This is a genomic window from Thalassospira mesophila (assembly GCF_002115755.1).
Classification (GTDB): Bacteria; Pseudomonadota; Alphaproteobacteria; order Rhodospirillales; family Thalassospiraceae; genus Thalassospira; species Thalassospira mesophila.
The window spans coordinates 212,072-232,007 of the sequence record NZ_JFKA01000002.1 but is presented as its reverse complement, the minus strand read 5'-3'; the positions used below and the strand labels follow the sequence as shown (position 1 = coordinate 232,007).

Below are 19,936 nucleotides of genomic sequence, written 5' to 3'. Positions count from 1 at the left end.
TACAGCAAAGCCGCAGAACAATCGCAAATCAAACGATTGTCAGAAAGTTTCAGGGTCGGAACGCTGCCATCAGGATTAATAGAAAGGAAGTTTTCACCGCTGTCGGTTTTGTTGTTTTTATGATTAACCCTAACGAGGCTGAATTGCTCCCCCGTTTCACGCAGCGATATATGAGTCGAGAGTGAACAAGCCCCTGGCATGTAATACAATATCATCTTGGCACGTCTCTTGGCTTTATACGTGGCAACCTGTCCCCCAACAACTGCCAGCTATCGCGCTATAAATGGAATGTCAGAATACAAACGCAAGGGTTAGATGCAAAAGCAGGTCATTTTTACGAAAAAGCGTACCGAAATCAGATTTCGGTACGCTTTTTAAAAACTCTGGAACCTGAATAACAGGGCGATTTACGTTAAAAAATCTCGAACACCTGACCGGTTTGCAGACCCTCGACCGACTTTGCGTATCCCAAAGCCGCGCGCGCCGCTGGAACCGGGTCATGCCCGCGAAAGAACGGCGCGTAGCCTTCCATGGCTTCGCTGATCACACCGGGGCTCACGGCATTAATCCGCAGGCCCGGCTTCATTTCAATCGCACTGGCACGGACAAAACTTTCAAGCGCCCCGTTCACCATCGATGCCGAACTGCCATAGCGAATCGGGTCTTTGGTTAAAATGCCCGTCGTCAGAGTAAAAGACGCGTTATCGGCCACGTAATCCCGCCCGATCAGCACCAGGTTAACCTGCCCCATCAGCTTGTCATTAATGCCGATCCGGTATTTTTCGTCGTCCATTTCGGCAAAATCACCAAAATGGACCTTGCCCGTGGTCGCAACCACGGCATCGACCGTGCCAAGCTTTTTAAATGCCGCCACAATGCTGGATCGATCACATAAATCCATCACAACATTACCGCTATTGCGGCCCGCCGTGATCACGTCATGACGCGCGCCAAGCTCGCTTGCAACGGCTTTGCCAATCGTGCCCGAGGCACCAACAACAAGAACTTTCATCGCATTATTTCCTTTTATCAGGTGAAAACCATGCAAGAACCTTCCCATAAATCGATTAGGTCGATAATCTGGTAATTATCAAACACATTGTTCATATGGTTAAACAATGAAACAGTATCTGGCCGAAATGCACAGCTTTGCCGCCGTGGTCGAGCAGGGCGGGTTTACCGCTGCAGCAAAGGTTTTGAACGTTTCCAAGGGCCTGATCAGCCAGCAGGTCACCCGGCTGGAAGAAGCGCTGGGCACACAATTGTTATTTCGCTCCACCCGCAAACTGGAATTGACGGAAACCGGGGCGGCATTTCTGGTTTATTGCCAACGCTTGGGCGAAAATGCCGAAGCCGGTTTTGATGCGGTTGAAAGCCTGCGCAAAAGCCCGACCGGGATTGTTCGCATCACCGTGCCGGTATCGTTTGGCGAAATTTTCCTTAATGACATCATCACCACGTTTCAGAACCTTCATCCTGATATCGTGATTGAACTGGAACTGGAAAACCGCTATCGCGATTTAAAATCCGACCCGGTCGATATGGCAATCCGGGCGGGCCTGACCAGCGACCCTGATCAGGTCGCCATTCCGCTGGGTCAGCTTTCCGAACTGGTTTGTGCCAGCCCCGCCTATTGGCAGGCCAACCCGCCGCTGATCACCCCAGCCGAGCTGATCCACCATAACTGCATCAACAATTTCCATTACTGCAAAGACAATCGCTGGCTGTTTTTTGGAGCCGATGGCCCGCAATCAATTGTGGTAAGCGGTAAATTACGCCTGAACCATTATCCGCTCATTCGTAACGCCGTCTGTAATGGCTTGGGGGTGGCACGCCTGCCCCGTTACATTGCCATGGCCGAGCTTGCCGCCGGGCGGCTTGAAACCCGGCTGGACGCCTATAAATCCCCGCGCAGCCCGATCAGCCTTGTTTATCCCTATCAAGGCGCCATGCCGCTTAAAAACCGCCTGTTCATCGATTTTATCCGTACCTGGTTTCATGCCCGGCCCGATCTTTTGGAAACCAGTGAGGGTGCGGGCTTAAAATGACCCGATCCGGGCCAACACATCGGCGACCGAAACACCCGCCTTGCGCATGGATTGCAAGGTTTCGGATTTATCGCGTTTGGCAAACCGTTTGCCATCCGGCCCGGTCAGCAATTTGTGATGGTGATATTCGGGCACGGCATATCCCAGTAATTCTTGCAGCAACCGGTGCAAATGGCTGGCGAAAAACAGGTCTTCGCCGCGTGTAACCAGTGAAATTTCCTGCAAATGATCGTCCAGCGTCACCGACACATGATAGCTGGTCGGCGTATCCTTGCGCGCCAGCACCACGTCGCCAAAAATTTCCGGCGTTGCCACCTGCCGCCCGGCGGCCCGGTCATGCCAGTATAACCGCCTGCCCGCCTGTGTCATCGCGCGCCCCATATCGAGCCGCAGAGCATAGCTTTCACCCGCTGCGATCCTGTCGTGGCATTCAGCAGCACTTAAATGGCGGCAGGTGCCGGGGTAAAGCGCGCCATCCGGCCCATGCGGGGCATTGCCAATGCGGGCGATTTCGGCCTGAATATCCTTGCGGGTGCAAAAACACGGATAAAGCAAATCCCGGTCCGTCAAACGGTCCAGCACGGCCTGATAATCGTTAAAATGGGCGGACTGTACCCGTACCGGCATTTCCCATGTCAGGCCCAACCACGCAAGGTCGTGATATATGGCCTCAATATATTCCGGGCGGGCACGGGTTTGGTCGATATCCTCCACCCGCAATAAAAACCGGCCATCACCCCCGGCAGAGCGGGCGGCAAAAATGGCCGACGCCGCGTGGCCCAAATGCAAATATCCGGTCGGGCTGGGGGCAAAACGGGTAACGTCACCCATGTTGCCCGCCTCGGTTATTTATATTACCAGCGATCCTTGTCGCCATGTCCCTTGTCCTTGGCCGTGTCGGCCGCCACATGGCGCAGCGGGCGTTTGGGGCCGCGTTTGGGTTTTTCATCAAACAGATCAGAAAGTTCGCGCAGCATGGTGCCGCCCAGTTCTTCCGGGTCGTTAATGGTCACAGCGTGCTGATAATAGCGCGTGACGTCATGGCCAATGCCAATTGCCAGCAATTCGACCGGCGACCGGGTCTGGATCCAGTTAATTACTTCGCGCAAATGCCGTTCCAGATAATTGCCCGAATTGACCGACAGCGTTGAATCATCGACCGGTGCGCCGTCGGAAATCACCATCAAAATCCGGCGTTGTTCGTTGCGCGCCAGCAAGCGTTCGTGCGCCCATAACAGGGCTTCACCGTCGATATTTTCCTTTAGCAATCCTTCGCGCAACATCAGGCCCAAATTTTTGCGTGCCCGGCGCCACGGCGTATCGGCGGCCTTGTAAATAATGTGGCGCAAATCATTCAAGCGGCCCGGTTTGGGCGGCTTGCCTGCCTCAACCCATGCTTCGCGCGATTGCCCGCCTTTCCATTGCCGGGTGGTAAAACCGAGAATTTCGACCTTCACTCCGCAGCGTTCCAGCGTGCGTGCCAGAATATCAGCCGACAGGGCGGCAATGGTAATCGGCCGTCCGCGCATGGAGCCCGAATTATCGATTAGCAAGGTCACCACGGTATCGCGAAAATCGGTATCATGTTCAAGCTTGAACGATAGCGGTGTTGACGGCATGGCAACGATACGCGCCAGTTTGGCCGCATCAAGAATGCCTTCTTCAAGGTCAAAGTCCCATCCGCGGTTTTGCTGTGCCATCAGGCGGCGTTGCAAACGATTGGCAATGCGCGAGACAACGCTTTGCAAAGCAGCAAGTTGCTTGTCGAGCATCGCGCGCAACCGGGCCAGCTCCATGCTTTCGCACAATTCATCGGCAAAAACGATTTCGTCATATTCGCGCGAGAACGGCTCGTATCCGCGTTCAACCGGTTCGTTGCGGCCATCAAATTCCGGCTGTTCGCCCGGCCCGGCAGGTTGTTCTTCCTGCGACTGGGCTTCGAGCTGTTTGTCGTCAACATCGCCCTCGCCAGCTTCGGCATCATCCTCGCCGCTTTCTTGCTGCTGGTCATCGCCGTTCGGGTCGGTTTCGTCGCTGTCGCCCTGCTCGCCGCCCTGGCTTTCCTGTTCATCATCCGGGGCGTCGTCGCCGTCTTGCTGGTCCTGATCATCGCCTTCTTCTTCGGGCGGATCTTCCAGCAAATCGTCTTCTAGCGACAAGTGATCCAAAAGGCGGCGCATTCCGCGTGAAAACGCTTCCTGATCATCCAGCATGGAGCGTAAATCAGAAAGGTCGCTCCCGGCTTTTTCCTCGATCTCGCCGCGCCACAGATCAATCAGATTGCGTGCTGAATCGGGGGCTTTTTCGCCGGTAAACATTTCGCGCGCCAGCATGCCAATGGCATCGGCAAAGGGCGCATCGTCACGCGTGGTAACACGATGAAAGTTTTTCGCCTTGCAATCGGCATCTTCATGGGCACGCAGGTTTTTGCGCACACCGGGAAAATAACGCGACCCAACGGCTTCATAACGCGCGGTTTCCAGGGCTTCGTAAACGGCCTGGGCCTCGGCACTTTCGGGCATGCGTTTTTGATGCAAGGCCGCATCATGATGACGCAGTTTAAGTGCCCAGCCATCGGCAACACCGCGCAAATCGGCCACTTCATCCTTGGGCAGGGCCTGTTTGGGCATGGGCAGGCGAACATGTTCGCCGTACCCGCCCGGGCGCCCGCCTTTGACAAAGCCGACCTCCAGATCATTGCGACCGGCCAGCGCGCGAAATGTCGCCGCCGTGCCGCGCAGAAATCCGGAAAGCGCCTCGTCGTTTTTCATCGCTTGCAGTCCCGTATTACAGGGGTTTCGGGCGTTGCGTTACAACCTGCAACGAACCGGAAATCGGTGATGGTGCGCTTAACGCACCATCACATTAATCGCACTTTGCGGCAGTTCCTCGCCAAAGCAACGCTGGTAATATTCGGCCAGAATAGGCCGTTCCACCTCGTCACAGCGGTTTAAGAAGGTCACACGAAAGGCATAGGCAATATCGTTGAAAATCTCGGCATTTTCAGCCAGCGTAATCACGGTACGCGGGCTCATCACGGTCGAGATATCGCCCGAGACAAATCCCTGACGGGTCAGGTTGGCCAGCGCCACCATCGCCTCGATCTTGCTGCGCCCTTCGGCATTGTCAAAACTGGCAACCTTGGCAGCCACAATGTTGGTTTCATCGGCAACGGAAAGATAATTCAGCGTCGCCACAATCGACCAACGGTCCATCTGGGCCTGGTTGATCTGCTGGGTGCCATGATAAAGGCCGGTGGTATCGCCCAGGCCAACCGTGTTTGATGTTGCAAACAGGCGGAAAAACGGGTGCGGATGGATCACCTTGTTCTGGTCGAGCAAGGTCAGCTTGCCGTCAACTTCCAAAACGCGCTGAATTACGAACATCACATCGGGGCGACCGGCATCATATTCATCAAACACCATCGCGACCGGGCGTTTAAGGGCCCAGGGCAAAATGCCTTCGCGAAATTCGGTAATTTGCTTGCCATCACGCAGAACAATGGCGTCCTTGCCGATCAGGTCGATACGGCTGATATGGCTGTCAAGGTTCACACGCACACAGGGCCAGTTCAGGCGCGATGCCACCTGTTCGATATGGGTCGATTTACCTGTGCCGTGATAACCCTGGATCATCACCCGGCGATTGTGGGCAAAGCCCGCCAGAATTGCCAGGGTGGTATCGCGATCAAAACGATAGGTCGGATCGCTGGCAGGGACATGTTCGCTGCCCTGGCTGAACGCCGGGACCATCATGTCGGAATCAATCCCGAACGCCTCACGCACAGAGATTTTGGTGTCGGGTGCATCCAGCGGATGTTCTGCTGCACCACCGCTCGCTTCGTAACTTTGGCTCATAAGTACTCGCGCATTTTGGGGCCGGTTGCTCCGGCCGAATGTGTCATCTTTGTCATTAATAACGATTAAGCCGCCGCGGACAAAGGAAAGATACCGAAAAATTTATCGGTGCCATAAAAACCTGCACCAACAACGCTTAACGTCCTACCTGACACAAAAGCATGCAAGGGCGCAATACAGCCCGACCATATGCGGGGCTATATCGAAACGCGGGCTTCAAGATCGCGGATATAGGTCATCAGGCTGGAATAGGCCGCACTGATGGTTTTAAACCGTTCCTCGGCACGTTTGTCGCCGCCATTAGCATCGGGGTGGTATTTTTTCGATAGCTGTTTGTATTTGGATTTAAGCTCGTCCTTGGTAAACGGCCAGCCCAGATCCAGTGTCGCCATCGCCATTTGCTGTTCGCGCGGCATGCCCAGTGCCCCGGCTTTACGCGCGGCATCCTCGGCATTGCGTTCGCGACGGTTGGCATTGGGGTCGCCGCCAGGCCCGTGATGGGTCTGCTCGCCTTCTTCGTTAAAAAAGCCAAAGCCATCGGAAAATTTGAAATCGAAGGGTTTTTTGGCCCCGCGAATATGGCCAAACCGCCAGGTCGGGCGTTGCCAATGGGCATCGCGGCGCACATGTTCTTCAATATCATCGGCTTTCATGCCGCTGAAATAATCCCACGACTTGTTATATTGCCGCACATGCTCCAGACAGAATTGATAATACATGCTGAGCTGGCGGTCCTTGGGGGCTCGAAATTCCCCATGCTCCGCACAGCCAGGCCAATCGCACTCTGGCAGATCGGGCTCGCTGAAATACAGCGTCTTGCGTTTGTTTCGTTGCGCTCTGTTCATGGAGGTTTATATGTTCGGAACATTCAAGGGACGCAATATCATATGTGCCGATTGCGCATGATAAAAGGATTGAAAAAATTTACAGTAGGTCCTTTCCGCGCCAAAAGAACGCCAGAGTTGCCCTGTTTTTGAATAAACCAGGCCATCCTTCCAACAATTAGAGAATGTTACATGCAAGTCGCCCAGCAAATCCGCGATATCATCACCGCCAAACTCGCCCCGGCCAAACTGGAAATTAACGATGATTCCGCCAAACATGCCGGTCATTCCGGGGCGGACCCGCGCGGCGAGTCCCATTTTTCGGTATTGATCGTTGCCGATTGTTTTGAAGGCCAAAATCGCGTTAACCGGCAGCGCATGGTTTACAGCGCGCTTGATGACCTGCTTAAAAACCGGGTCCATGCCCTGGCTTTGAAAACCATGTCGCCCAGCGAATGGGCGCAACATTCCGGGCTGTAAAAGGTTGAACAGACTAACCGGCGTAACAACAGCCTAATCGGCGATCTGAAACCGCCTCAGTCTTCGACCTGAAGGGCCAGCAAAACATCGAGCCCAACAGTCAGGGCCGCCAGAACCTTGCCGGTTACCGGATCTGTGATCGGCAGGGTAATTTGCGAGAGGAATTTTTGGGTCGACGGGTCGTAATAAATATCAGCGATCTGAACGGCATCGGCTGCGGTTTCATTAAAAATAGCAAATTTGCGCTCGTGTGACTGGTCATAATTGCTGGTCGGGCTCGACATGCCAATGATCAGCCCGTCCCGGTCAAAAATAAACGCCTCGGCAAACTGAACATCCCGGGTGCGATACGCACGTTGCAAATACGTCGACACGTCGTTTTGCAAAATATCAGCGGCAAGCAGTGATGCTGCGCCGCTTTTGCTGGCTTCGCGCCATTGCCGGTCCAGTTCGGCAATTTTTATCCTGCTCATGCCTTCGCCATGCAACATGTCCAGGTTTTCCAGATGTTCCTTCAAGGCGTTAACCAGGGCGGGCGCGCGCAACAGCCTGCGAATACGCACCACATCATCATTCATGATCCGGTCAATTTCTTGCGCTTCCAGCTTGACCGCCGCACTGCCGCATTCCGCCAGCGCCCGGTTCAACCGTGTAAGGGTCGCAGGATGGGCACGGGTATATTCATGGGCAAAATACATAACCAGCGGCATATAGCGGGCAAAACGTTCGCTAAAACTGTCGGGGTCCAGCTTCAAATCATCGCGCGCACGCTCAAACGATTGCCGGTCAATCAGGGCAAAATCAATCCGCCCCTTTCCGATCAGCCCCAGCAAGGACCGCAATGACGGCACATGAACAAAGTCACGATAGCCCTGCTCGGTAATCCATTCCGCCTCGTTCGACCCCAGAACCGCGCCCACAGTCACCATTTGATCGGGCAGCGGAACCGGCACCTGCACGTCCACATCCCGGCGGGCCGAAACCCAAACCCATTTTTCCAGCACCAAGGGAACGGTTGCATCGGCGTAGCTGTCCATTTCCGACGAAAGACGTGACAGAAAAAAGCCGTCCGCCTGCCCCTTGCGCGTCATGTCCCGGTTGCGCTGGCGCGGGGCCAGCGTAATGCCATAATCGATATCAATTTGCTGAAACGCACAATCGAGCAATCTGATCGTCGAACCGGTCAACGCCCCGTTGCTAAGCTGCTGGTAAGGGGGCTGTAAATTTGTTTGCAGGACCAGAAAATGCTTTCCGTCATGCCCTGCCAAAGCCCGATGCGCCCCGGCCATGGCAAAAAATGCCATCGCCATCACCACCCGTGCCGCCAGCTTTGCGATACGCCGGGCTGGTGCCCTCCGCGCCCCACCGCGTGCCCGTAAGCAGTTTTTTCCCTCCGTCACGATCGCCCCCAAACGGCACTATTTCACGCCAATACCTATACGATATTGGGTTAGTGACGTATAAAAGCAACCCTTTTGGGGTCTATATACTAACCTTTAAGGTAGCATTGCGCCCGGCACCTGTATCCACGCTTCCAAACGGCCCTGCTCACGGTCCAAAGCCTGTAAAAGCCGCCATAAAAGTCCGTGTCAGTCGCGAAATGCGCCCGGGCCAAGCAGCCCAAAACAAACATCCCCCGGAGTCGACGATGTCAGATGGCAAAAATCATTGAAAAATTCTCTGTGGGCCGCATCACCACACGACGCCAAAACCCCGATCAATTCAGCGTCGCCTGCCCGGGCAAAATACAGGGCGGCAACGCAAACAGGCTGGCAATCTCGCCATTAAAGCCACGCCCGATTATCCGATAATTACGGCGTACATTTTCGCATTTTGGCGCGGGGTGCCGGTGCGAGATGCGATGCGGGTCACGTCACATAACCGGACATAACCGGCACCCGCACCTGCTCCCCGCAGGCTAGTTTTTGGGAATCTCGCTATAGCTATCGGGGGCGATGCGTTGCACGGCGGCACCATCACTGCGCCAGCCATGGCAGGTATTAACCAACGGGCTGCGACGTTTGCGGGGTGGTGCATCGCCATCCTTTTCTTGCTGGCGCTGTTTTTCGGCCGCTTCACGCGCCCGGATCGGAAAAATGGTTTGAAAGGCCGTGGTCGCCACAGGCCCCATCAATTCGGTCAAATGGGTACAGCCATAAATACCGCCGACCCGATCGCGGATTTGCGATTTTAACCCGGGGCCAATTTTAAGCCCGACCAGCTTTTCGTAATTCGGGGCAATTTCGCCGCAGGCATTAAACGGCGCATGATCGGTTACCGCTTCCACCGCCGTAATCACCATGTCGGTGCCCAATGTAATGCGCAGCCACATTTGGTGGATCGGCACACCGGGGGGGATTTCGCCCCGATCATGGTTCTCAAACCCGTAGGTTTTGACATCCGTAATGTGACCTTCGATATCCCAAAGACCATCGGCCCGGCGATAGCCGGTGCAAGTGACCTTTCGGGTATGGATATGTTCACGCGGGACGGGTTCTGACAGGGGCATTTTTCTCTCCTTTACGTAAACGTAAAGACAGAACCACGGCCTCTGTCAACTCAGAAACGTTTAATCTGGCATCAGGCATCGCGCGACCACCCGGCATTCATCGCGAAAAACACGAAACACCGCCGTCAAATACCCTAAGATTCCACCCAAAATCTGGTCAGGCAACGCCGTAATCAGACCCGAATATGAACTTTTCCCGATCCCGGACTTCGTCTTCAAGGCCAGCCTTGACCACATTGAACAGATCGCGAATGGACACCATGCCAACCACCGTTTCCCCATCCACCACCGGCAAATGGCGATAGCGATGCATACTCATCAAAGACAGGGCATCAACGGCTTTATCATCGGGGCGCAAGGTATCGGGGTTGGCCGTCATCACATCGGCCAGGGCGGTTTTGGCCGGGTCCAGCCGCTTGGCAACCACCCGGTTCACAAGATCACGTTCGGTGAAAATACCGGCCAGTCGGGCCGAATTATCAACGATAATAACTGCGCCGATTTTGCGTTCCACCATCAGGTTAACGGCATCCATCACAGAATCCGCAGGGTTCAAAGTGGCAAGGGCTTGTTCCTTCACGAGACCCGGTACGATTTTTGTGTCCATTTTGTCTCTCTATACGGTTTGCTGTTGCCAAAACAACGACATCAGAACGCATCGACCACAACACCGGTAACGATGCCATTGCACCGATTTTAACCTATAAGTAGAATATTTACGACTATTTAATACCAAACTGCACTGATCGAAACCGATCAATGCAGCCCTCAGTCGGCGGGCGGGCTTCTACGAAGCCCTTGCCTTTCGCGGCACAGGCCGCGCGGCGCAGTCGCGCCTAACCAGACCTCCATGAGTCATCCTCATTGAGATCTGGTATAACGCGCAAATTCCGCAATTTGGCAGTCTGAAAGACAACAACCCGCAGACGAACTGCGGGTTGTTACTTTAATTAATTAAGAACGCCAAAGGCATATCGCCCTGAAAAACCGCTGCTTTTACAACGGTTCAGTTTGTACCCGCTGCGGGAACACTGTCTGCCGGGCGTAACTTGACGCGTGTCACCTGATTACGTACCCGGCGCAGCACTTCAAATTCCAGCCCGTGAAATCTGAAAAGCTGACCGACATCGGGAATGCGCCGGGTTTCATAAAGCAGCAAACCGGCAACGGTGGCCGCTTCCTCGTCGGGCAGGCGCCAGCCAAACCGGCGGTTAAGATCGCGGATGGTGACATCGCCGCGCACAATGACCGACCCGTCAACCTGGGGCTGAACCCCCACCACTTCAACGTCGGTTTCGTCTTCAATATCGCCAACGATTTCTTCCAAAATATCTTCCAGCGATACCACACCTTCAAAGGCACCATATTCGTCAACGACAATGGCGAAATGTTCGTGCCGTTCTTTAAAGGCTTTTAGCTGGTCGGCAAGGGTGGTCGAGTCGGGAATAAACCACGGTTTGGCGGCAAGCGCGCGCACGGCTTCGGCCGTTTCGGGTTTGTTACCTTTGACAATCGCCTTCAGCACTTCGCGCGCATGCAACACACCAACGATGTTGTCCGGGTCATTTTCATAAATCGGAATGCGGGTGTGCGGGCTGGCCAGTACGGTTTCAAGAATTTCATCCATCGAACGCGACACGTCGATCATTTGCACCTTGCGCCGATGCACCATAATTTCCCACACCCCGACATCATCAAGGTCCAAAATACCATGTAACATGGCCCGTTCGGCCTGATGATCGCCAATCACTTCGTCATCGGCATGCAGCTCAATCGCGCCGCGCAATTCGCGTTCGCTATCGGTACCCGGCCCATCCCCACTGCCAAACAAATGCATGGTCGCGCGCACAATAAGCTGAATACTTTCCGTCACCGGGGCAAAAAGAGTGACCAGAAACTTCATCGGTCGCGCAACGCGCAACGCCATGCTGTCGGCATGTTTCAGCGCATAGGTTTTGGGCATGATTTCGGCGAAAATCAGCACAAGTGCTGTCATTGCTGCCGTGGCATAAACAACACCATTGGGGCCAAACGTGGAAATCATCACCGATGTTGCCATGGCCGATGCCAGAATATTGACCAGGTTATTGCCCAGCAGAATGGCACCAATCAGCCGTTCCTGTCGTTCGCGCAGACGGTTAACAATGCCCGCGCGCACATCGCCATCCTGTTCCTTGTGATGCATGATCGGGCGTGATGCCGCCGTCAGGGCCGTTTCCGACCCGGAAAAAAACGCCGACAGCATCAGCAAGATAAAAATCACGACAATCGTGATTGTCATGCGGTCCCCTCGTTATAACGATGGCATATTGCAGCCATCAGCTTGCTTGTATCATTCACAAACCATACCCGACGGGCCACCACGGCCCGGAAGGTTAAAAACCCGCCCGGCATATCAAACAGCCTAGACTAGGCCGCCTGACACGACCGGGTGATGGCAGCCCGCATTTTGGCAACATCCATTTCACGCGATGTAAACGCCTTGCCAATGCCGCGCGTCATGACAAAGGTAATCTGCCCGTCACGCACTTTCTTATCGCGTGCCATATGGCTGATCAGCCTGTCGACATCCCAATGGACCCCGGCAATCTGCGATGCTTTGACCGGCAATCCCACCGCATTGAAATGGCTGATAATCCGCGCTGTTTCCTGCGCCGATGCCATACCCATTGCCGCACAAACATCGTGGGCAATGATCATACCGATCGCAACCGCTTCACCATGCAGCAAACGCCCGTCATAGGCCAGTTCCGCCTCAAACGAATGGCCAAAGGTGTGACCCAGATTAAGCAGGGCCCGCTTGCCGGTTTCGCGTTCGTCTTGCGACACGATCCGCGCCTTGGCCGCACAACTGCGCAAAACCGCCTGTCTGCGCGCATCGCCATCGGTTGCGATAACGGCCGGGGCATTAATTTCCAGCCAGTCAAAAAAGTCGGCATCATCAATCAGGCCATATTTGGCCACTTCGCCGTACCCTGCGACAATTTCACGTTTGGGCAGGGTATCAAGCACGGCGGTATCGGCCAGCACCAGCCGGGGCTGATGAAAAGCACCGACCAGATTTTTACCCGATTTGGAATTGATACCGGTTTTACCCCCCACCGAACTGTCGACCTGGGATAAAAGAGTCGTCGGAATTTGCACAAAATCCAGCCCGCGCAGCAGCGATGCCGCCACATACCCGGCCAAATCGCCAATCACCCCGCCGCCCAGCGCAATAATCAGCGTTGAGCGTTCAATGCCGCGCGCCAGAACTTGTTCGACGACATTTTCAAAACAGGCGAAACTTTTTGATGCTTCACCGGCGGGTACAATGACGGTGTGGCGGGCAATTCCCGCCTGATCAAGAGATGCTTCGACCGTTGGCAAATGCAGGCGTGCAACATTTTCATCGGTAATAATCACCACCCCGGCCGGTTTAACAAACGGGGCGATATATGTGCCGGTATCGGGTAACAATCCGCTGCCGATTACGATGTCATAACTGCGAGAACCAAGGTCGACGCGAAGGGTTTCTGCACTGTTCAAGATTTCAATTTCCCGTTTTCATCAAAGGCATCGGCAAGGGCCACCAGCACACCATCGCGGGTATCGTCCTTGGAGGCATCCCCGCAATCAAATGTAACATCGGCACCGGCATATACCGGATAACGCGCCTCGATAAGGTCGGCCAAAATCCGGCGAGGATTGCCAGAATTTAACAACGGCCGATGCGGGCGACCTGCCGTGCGCTGCAACAACACTTCAAGATCGGCGCGCAGCCACACCGAAACGCTTTTTTCCAAAATCAGTTTGCGGGTTTGTTCACGGATAAAGGCACCACCGCCTGTCGCCAGAACGACCTGATCGCCTTCAAGCAGACGGGCAATCACACGTTCCTCGCCATCGCGAAACGCGTCTTCGCCATACAGCCGAAAAATATCGGCAACCGAACATCCTGCGGCTTCCTCGATTTCGCGGTCGGCATCGACAAAGGGCAAATCAAGCGTTTTGGCAACCATACGCCCGATGCAGCTTTTGCCTGCTCCCATCAAACCAACGAAAACCAGCGAACGGTTATTCAATCCGGTGCTGATCTGTGCTGTAATATCCGTGTGCAAACCCGAATCGGCAATTGAGCTCTCCATAACCGGTTTGCAATCCTGTTTTACCATGTTCATACGGTCCCTGGACCGCCTGGGATTAGTTGACACTGTTGTACAATTCTTTAGGGCAGGCGTGCCCGGAACGCAAGTAAACCGCTTGGTGAATTTGCCAACAAAGTGCCCGACAATGCCATGATGCCAAAATTGACATGCAATTATTAACGTTCTCCGTCCTAGACTGCCTTGGTCCTGCCGAATTAGGATGTAACCAGTTTTTCGCAAAGTGACTGATTTCTCGGTCAGAACACCCAAACCAAAGCTTGAGAGCCCATGAAAATTCTATCCCGAATCATTCTGTTTCTGATTATCGCGGTTATCGCGGGTGGCGCCATTTTCCTTGTGACCTGGGATATACCGGCACCAACATCGCAAATCGAACAACCCATCCCGGATTCGAGGTTCAATTAAAATGCGTTCAGGCACCACCAGGGCTTGTGTCTTTGCCTGCCTTACCGGCTTAGGCACATTGATACAGGTTATCCCCGCCCAGGCCCAACAAGGCCCTGTTCCCCTGTTTTTACAAAACCGGAATGACGACGCACAAACGTCGTTGGGGGGCACAACATCGACCCCCACGGCAAAAACAGCGCAACCGGCGACAAATGCCCCGGGTGGTGCAGGATCAACAACAACGGCACCGGGCCCTAACGGCGTTTTTGGCTGGGGCAGCGGTGCCGATAGCAACAATTACCCGACCGACCCCGATGCCGTACAAACACTGGAACTTCAAGCAGTCGATGCCGAATCTGTTGGTATTCTCGACCGCAATTCCGGTGGGCTGGGTGTCGACATGTGGTCTGGCACCGACCGTTTGACGGCTGCCCGCCTGATAGACGGTTTGCCCGACCATTTTGCCAGCCATGCCATGCGCAATCTGGCGCGGCGGCTATTGCTCAGCATTGCGGCCGCCCCGTCAGACCATGCGCAAACCAGCCTGCTTACCCACCGGATTGCCAAACTGCAATCGATGGGGGCCTATGGTGATGTCGCACGCCTTATTGGCGTAACCACCCGGCGCGACCCGGTGGCCGAATTGGCCGAGGCCCAGGTTAACGCCTTGCTGGTCACTGGTCAGATCGACCAGGCCTGCGATGCGATTGCCGGTTTCGGGTCGCAATTTGATACGCCGTTCTGGCTTAAGGCGGCGGTTTTTTGCCAGTTACGTGCCAAAAACAATTCATCTGCCAGCTTCAGCACCGATCTGGTACGCGAAGTGGAAGGCGAAAACGACAAACTGTTTTTTGCCCTTAACAAGGCCATCCGGACGGGCAGCAATGTCTCGCCGCAATTGCTGGTTAATTTGCGTCCGCTTGATGTCGCGATGCTCGAATTGACCAAGCAGGGGCTGCCTGCCAGCCTGCTTGATAACGCTGCCCCGGCCACGTTATTGGCCTTTATCAAAAGTGCCAATACTGCCACCGATATCAAACTTGAAGCGGCCCGCCTTGCCGAACAGCAAGGATACATCACGACAGACGACCTGGCCGCTATCTATCAGGGCGTCACATTCAGCTCGTCCGAACTGGCCAGCGTCCTTGACGATGCCAGCGAAAGCACACCTGCCCGCGAATATGCCAAGCTTTATCAGGCGGCGGTCAAATCCGATGTTCCCGCAGCACGGGCCGAAATTCTGGCTCATATGTATGACAATGCCCGCAATAATGGCGATTATGGCCAGGTGGCGCGGCTATGTGCGCCGTTGCTTGAAGATGTGCCCATTAATAACGATTTTGCCTGGTTTGCCATCGACGCGCTGACCGCTGCCATTTACAGCAACGATCTTGAACGGGCGGGCGGCTGGTTATCACAGGCCAAGGCGTCGTCAAATTCGGGCAACGCCATCGAAAGCCGCCTGATCGTGCTTTATCCGGCACTGGTTCTGGCCGGGCTGGAAGATACCGGTGCCAGCGATGCCGAAAGATCGGCAAGCACCGGCTTTAATCCAAGCCCGAATTATGGCCTGGGCGGGACCGTAAAACCCGCACCGCCCATGACCCAGAGCGCCCCGACATCACAGGCACAGGCCCGCCATCGCGCACACATGGATGAATGGGCCGAACAGCAAATGGCCCGCAATGACCAGGTTGGGGCCCGCCATGATGCCGAACTGGTTTACAGCCTGTTTGCGGCCTTTGGCGTCGAGGTTCCGGAAAAATTCTGGGATGCCTTGCTTGATCAGCCCTATGTCACCGCACGCGGCACCCCGAATGCCAGCGTTGTTCACAAGCTGGCACAGGCTGCCGGTGCCAACCAGCGCGCCACGGTTGCCAGCCTTGCGCTTATTGCCAATGGCAATGTTGGCGGTGATTTGCAAAACCCGGTCTCGCTTGGCAATTCCGTTGCGGCCTTGCGCATGGTTGGCCTTGAGGTGGATGCCCGGCGCATTGCGGTCGAGACCATTTTGGAAAATGGCCTGTAACCGGCCCTGCGACAAAGGATTATCATGGTGACACCCCTGCGCGACGCCCGGCTTGTTTCCGATTTTCTGGAAATGATGGCGGCTGAACGCGGGGCCAGCCGCCATACCCTTGATGCCTATCGCCGTGACCTTGAGGCGTATCAGGCATCGCTACACGCAGCAAAAACCGATATGTCACACGCCGGGCCCGACGATGTGCGGCGTTATCTGGCCGAGCTGGCCGATGCCGGACTGGCAGCACGCACACAGGCCCGTCGCCTGTCGGCGGTGCGGCAATTTCACAAATTCATTTATGGCGATGGCATTCGCAATGATGACCCCGCCGCCCATATCGACAGCCCGCGCCTGGGCGTGGTGTTGCCCAAATTTTTAACCACCGACGAAATCGACCGCCTGATCGACACCGCCAACCGGCAGGATGGCATCAAGGGTACCCGCCTGTTAACGATGGTGGAACTGCTTTATGCCACCGGCATGCGGGTGAGCGAACTGGTTGAACTGCCCTTTAGTGCCGTTGCCCGCGACCCGCAAATGCTGGTGGTGCGCGGCAAGGGCAACAAGGAACGGCTGGTGCCGTTATCTGCCCCGGCCAAACGTGCGCTGGTCACCTATATTGCCATCCGGGATGCCTTTATTCCCCTTGATGGCGGCGGGAAGCCGGGCAAATCGGGCTATCTGTTTCCCTCACGCGGGAAAACCGGCCATTTAACCCGGCAAATGTTTTTAAACATGATCAAGGATCTTGCCCTTAAGGCCGGCATTGCGCCCTCGCGGGTGTCGCCCCATGTGCTGCGCCATTCCTTTGCCAGCCATCTTTTGGCCAACGGGGCTGATTTACGCAGCCTGCAACAAATGCTGGGCCATTCCGACATTTCAACAACACAAATCTATACCCATGTTATCGAGTCCCGTCTGCGCGGACTGGTGCAGGAACACCACCCGCTCGCGCACCGAAAACCGGGGTAAATACACGCTTTGCGCGCAGTTTTTCACCATGAGAAACTGGCGCAATCGATACCATCGGATAGGAACCCGAAACCTTATACGGGCAGTTTTCTGACCCGACCGGACTTGTCATGCATTCGTCATGCAATTGCCATCAGACTGATACCAATTGTGCGCTACGAGCATGTTAATTGCGCCCCGGTTAATCGGGACGTTCAACGATCCGCTGCGCGAGGGTAAATGAGCGTGACGCTCAGGTCTGATGACACCACAGTTCCAATGTCCACGTCTGCGCGCAGATATGCTCCGCGTAACTGGCCCCATATCATTGAAACAATAGATTTTGCTTTTCAGCCCATCATCAGCACCCATACCGGGCGCGTTTTTGGCTATGAAGCCCTGTTGCGCAACTGGTCCGAGGCTGGCTTTTCATCCATTCAGGATGTCTTTGACACCGCATGGGAAAGCGGCGTTCTGCACAGTGTTGACATGCAGTTCCGCGCGATTGTTATTCAAAAGTTTGCCCGCCTGCCCGGTGTCGACAAATTAAAACTGTTTTACAATTTCGACAGCCGCGTCGTGCGAACCGCCGATTACCGCCCCGGCCAGACGCTTGAACTTCTGACCGCGTCCGGGCTGGCACCCGATGCCATGTGTCTGGAAATTTCCGAACGCCACGATATCAGCCATGCCCATAATTTTCAGGACATCTTGCTGCGTTATCGCGCGCAAGGTTTCAAGGTGGCGATCGACGATTACGGCAGTGGCTTTGCCCAGATGCGTGCCCTTTATGAATGTGAACCCGATATCATCAAAATTGACCGGTTTTTCATTGATGGCATGGATAAAGACCGCCGCAAGGAACTGTTTGTTACCCAGATCACCGGCTTTTCGCATTTGATTGGCGCGCAGGTCGTGGCCGAAGGTGTGGAAACCCTTGATGAACTGATGTGTTGCCGCCGGATCGGCTGTGATTTTGTTCAGGGATTTTTTGTCGCCCGCCCGTCGGTGGATTTGCCCGACCGCACCGATATCATCCCCGCCGTCACCGATCATTTAAACCAGACCCGCCGACAGGGTGACCATGATGGCGAATTGCTGCGCTCCTTCATGATCGAGGCACAGGCCGTTCCTGACACCATCAAGCCCAATGATATTCTTGATTTTTTTCAGCGAAATGCCGATTCAACCATTGTCCCCGTAATCAATCGCCGTGATGAACCGGTCGGCATTATTCGCGATTCGGATTTCAAGGCCTTTATCTACACCCCGTTTGGCCGCGAATTGCTGCAAAACCCGTCCAACCGCGCTTATATGTCGCGTTTTTTGCGCCGTTGCCCATCGGCCGATATTCGCACCAGCCTGTCTGAACTGCTTGAAACATTTGTCGCCGCCGACACGCTTGACGGGTTGATCCTGACCGAAGACGGGCGCTACCTTGGTGTTCTTGACCAACGCGCCCTGCTGCGTGCGGTGAACGAACGCAACACGCTAAACGCGCGCGATGAAAACCCCCTCACCCGTTTGCCCGGCAACAGTGCGATTTATCGTTATGCTGCCAATGCCCTGTCGACACCGCGCAAGCGGCGCTTTGTTGTTTATTTTGACTTCGACAATTTCAAACCGTTTAACGACCGGTACGGTTTTCGCCAGGGCGACCGCGCCATTTTGCTGTTCAAGGATATTCTGGGCAAAGCCCTAAGCCAGAATGCCTGGTTTATCGGCCATATTGGCGGCGATGATTTTTTTGCCTATGTCCAGTCGATCGATTTTGAAGATGCTGTTTTAGCTGTGCGGCGTGCCCAGACCATGTTCAACGAAGAAATCAAAAGTTTTTACGACCCCAAAACCCGTGAAACCGGTTTTTTACAGGGCAAAGGGCGCGATGGTATCGACAAGCGTTTCGCGTTAATGACGGTAAGTGCGGCCCTGATACGGGTGCCGGCGGAAAGAACCGATATCACGCTGGATCATATTTCGACCGAGGCGGCCAAGCTGAAAGACCTGGCAAAAACCAGCCCGGACCGGTTTGCCAGCAGCATTTACGATGCTGGCGATTCGTATAACAGCTTCCCCCTGTTCGCCGAAACACCCCCTGCGAGCGAATAGGGATCTGGGCTGGGCTTGTGGCGGATGGATAAATTTAACCGTTTTTATTCAAATACTTATCAAAAACGCAATCGGCACGGCCCATCGTTTGGCAACAATTTTGCGTGCCTGGTAAAAAACTGCTTTCCCCAACCAGCCCCGTGCCTATGATACCGCAACCACCCGGTAGAATTTTCGCCCCTGTTATTCGCGGATCACATCGCAGCCCATGATTGCCAAAATCGGTTCCGGATATAATCTTGCTGTTCCTGCCGCCCTGCGCCCGGTTGCCCCGGTTGCCGAACGTGCCGCGCGTGGCGATTTTGATAAAACAATCGACCAAACCGGCGCGGCGATTACCCCGTCATCACAACGCGATGTTGTTGGTGATGAAAATGGCGGGCAAAACCTTCCGCGGCCATCACAAAATGCAGCGGCCCCCAACACCGCCGATAACGATAGCAATTTGGCCCTGACCATTGAGGCCGATGAAGCCAACAGTACCGCCACCGGATATAGCAGCGGCGGCAAGGCATCAAACATTGCTGCCCTTAATCTGCCACGCGGCAGCCGGGTTGATCTGACTGCTTAAACATTCGCGATTTGGTATCTGAAATTCAA

General features: G+C 54.8%; 17 protein-coding genes and 1 pseudogene. 6 read left to right on the top strand and 12 right to left on the bottom strand.

Translation table 11 applies throughout. The features are described from left to right. Nucleotides 1–2: 2 nt before the first annotated feature. A pseudogene (locus TMES_RS23470) lies at nt 3–215 on the bottom strand (glutathione transferase GstA); the annotation flags it as partial. 197 nt (nt 216–412) lie between these two features. Further along, the gene (locus tag TMES_RS05440) at nt 413–1,012 is read right to left on the bottom strand and encodes a short chain dehydrogenase (RefSeq protein WP_085580295.1); all 600 of its coding nucleotides are present in this window, start codon (nt 1,010–1,012) and stop codon (nt 413–415) included. Between the two features lie 106 nt (nt 1,013–1,118). Here TMES_RS05440 and TMES_RS05435 point away from each other — a divergent pair, with 106 nt between their 5' ends. After that, nucleotides 1,119–2,048, top strand: a complete 930-nt coding sequence (locus tag TMES_RS05435) for a LysR family transcriptional regulator (RefSeq protein ID WP_085580293.1) — start codon at nt 1,119–1,121, stop codon at nt 2,046–2,048. Here the strand turns inward: TMES_RS05435 and gluQRS are convergent. The 4 genes from gluQRS to TMES_RS05415 all read right to left on the bottom strand — a co-directional run bounded on the left by gluQRS (nt 2,040) and on the right by TMES_RS05415 (nt 6,624). Continuing rightward, nucleotides 2,040–2,879: a tRNA glutamyl-Q(34) synthetase GluQRS gene (gluQRS, locus tag TMES_RS05430; protein WP_085580291.1), complete on the bottom strand. Its 840-nt coding sequence runs from the start codon at nt 2,877–2,879 to the stop codon at nt 2,040–2,042. The two genes, TMES_RS05435 and gluQRS, sit on opposite strands and share 9 nt — an antisense overlap. A 23-nt stretch (nt 2,880–2,902) precedes the next feature. Continuing rightward, a complete protein-coding gene (gene cobT, locus TMES_RS05425) occupies nt 2,903–4,819 on the bottom strand; it encodes a cobaltochelatase subunit CobT (protein ID WP_085580289.1) in 1,917 nt (638 codons plus the stop codon). 78 nt (nt 4,820–4,897) lie between these two features. Further along, complete coding sequence (cobS, locus tag TMES_RS05420) at nt 4,898–5,905, bottom strand: cobaltochelatase subunit CobS (protein WP_085580287.1); 1,008 nt, start codon at nt 5,903–5,905, stop codon at nt 4,898–4,900. A gap of 197 nt (nt 5,906–6,102) precedes the next feature. Continuing rightward, nucleotides 6,103–6,624 (bottom strand): DnaJ domain-containing protein, encoded by a 522-nt coding sequence (locus tag TMES_RS05415; RefSeq protein ID WP_245835223.1) that lies wholly within the window; start codon nt 6,622–6,624, stop codon nt 6,103–6,105. 297 nt (nt 6,625–6,921) lie between these two features. Here TMES_RS05415 and TMES_RS05410 point away from each other — a divergent pair, with 297 nt between their 5' ends. Beyond that, entirely contained in the window at nt 6,922–7,209 is a 288-nt protein-coding gene (locus TMES_RS05410) for a BolA family protein (protein WP_085580283.1), read from the top strand. A gap of 56 nt (nt 7,210–7,265) precedes the next feature. On the opposite strand, the gene TMES_RS05405 is transcribed toward TMES_RS05410, so the two are convergent. From TMES_RS05405 to TMES_RS05380, 6 genes are all read right to left on the bottom strand, one after another. Continuing rightward, nucleotides 7,266–8,609 carry a transporter substrate-binding domain-containing protein gene (locus TMES_RS05405; protein WP_143589548.1) on the bottom strand — a complete coding sequence of 448 codons (1,344 nt, stop codon included), beginning with the start codon at nt 8,607–8,609 and terminating at the stop codon, nt 7,266–7,268. Between the two features lie 518 nt (nt 8,610–9,127). Continuing rightward, nucleotides 9,128–9,718 carry a DUF2889 domain-containing protein gene (locus TMES_RS05400; protein WP_085580279.1) on the bottom strand — a complete coding sequence of 197 codons (591 nt, stop codon included), beginning with the start codon at nt 9,716–9,718 and terminating at the stop codon, nt 9,128–9,130. 157 nt (nt 9,719–9,875) lie between these two features. Next, nucleotides 9,876–10,325 carry a CBS domain-containing protein gene (locus TMES_RS05395; RefSeq protein ID WP_085580277.1) on the bottom strand — a complete coding sequence of 150 codons (450 nt, stop codon included), beginning with the start codon at nt 10,323–10,325 and terminating at the stop codon, nt 9,876–9,878. A 399-nt stretch (nt 10,326–10,724) separates the two neighbouring features. Next, complete coding sequence (locus TMES_RS05390) at nt 10,725–11,999, bottom strand: HlyC/CorC family transporter (RefSeq protein WP_085580276.1); 1,275 nt, start codon at nt 11,997–11,999, stop codon at nt 10,725–10,727. Nucleotides 12,000–12,127: 128 nt separating this feature from the next. Next, nucleotides 12,128–13,246, bottom strand: a complete 1,119-nt coding sequence (gene aroB, locus TMES_RS05385) for a 3-dehydroquinate synthase (RefSeq protein ID WP_085580274.1) — start codon at nt 13,244–13,246, stop codon at nt 12,128–12,130. Beyond that, entirely contained in the window at nt 13,243–13,845 is a 603-nt protein-coding gene (locus tag TMES_RS05380) for a shikimate kinase (protein ID WP_085581183.1), read from the bottom strand. The genes aroB and TMES_RS05380 overlap by 4 nt, the downstream gene beginning before the upstream one ends. Before the next feature lie 427 nt (nt 13,846–14,272). Between TMES_RS05380 and TMES_RS05375 the strand changes: the two genes are divergently transcribed. The 4 genes from TMES_RS05375 (at nt 14,273) to TMES_RS05360 (ending at nt 19,907) form a co-directional block, all read left to right on the top strand. Then, entirely contained in the window at nt 14,273–16,282 is a 2,010-nt protein-coding gene (locus TMES_RS05375) for a hypothetical protein (RefSeq protein ID WP_085580271.1), read from the top strand. Between the two features lie 24 nt (nt 16,283–16,306). Beyond that, the gene (locus TMES_RS05370) at nt 16,307–17,248 is read left to right on the top strand and encodes a site-specific tyrosine recombinase XerD (RefSeq protein ID WP_085580269.1); all 942 of its coding nucleotides are present in this window, start codon (nt 16,307–16,309) and stop codon (nt 17,246–17,248) included. A gap of 258 nt (nt 17,249–17,506) precedes the next feature. After that, nucleotides 17,507–19,336 (top strand): GGDEF domain-containing protein, encoded by a 1,830-nt coding sequence (locus tag TMES_RS05365; RefSeq protein ID WP_245835222.1) that lies wholly within the window; start codon nt 17,507–17,509, stop codon nt 19,334–19,336. A gap of 208 nt (nt 19,337–19,544) precedes the next feature. Next, nucleotides 19,545–19,907, top strand: a complete 363-nt coding sequence (locus TMES_RS05360; RefSeq protein WP_085580266.1) for a hypothetical protein — start codon at nt 19,545–19,547, stop codon at nt 19,905–19,907. The last annotated feature ends 29 nt before the right edge of the window (nt 19,908–19,936 follow it).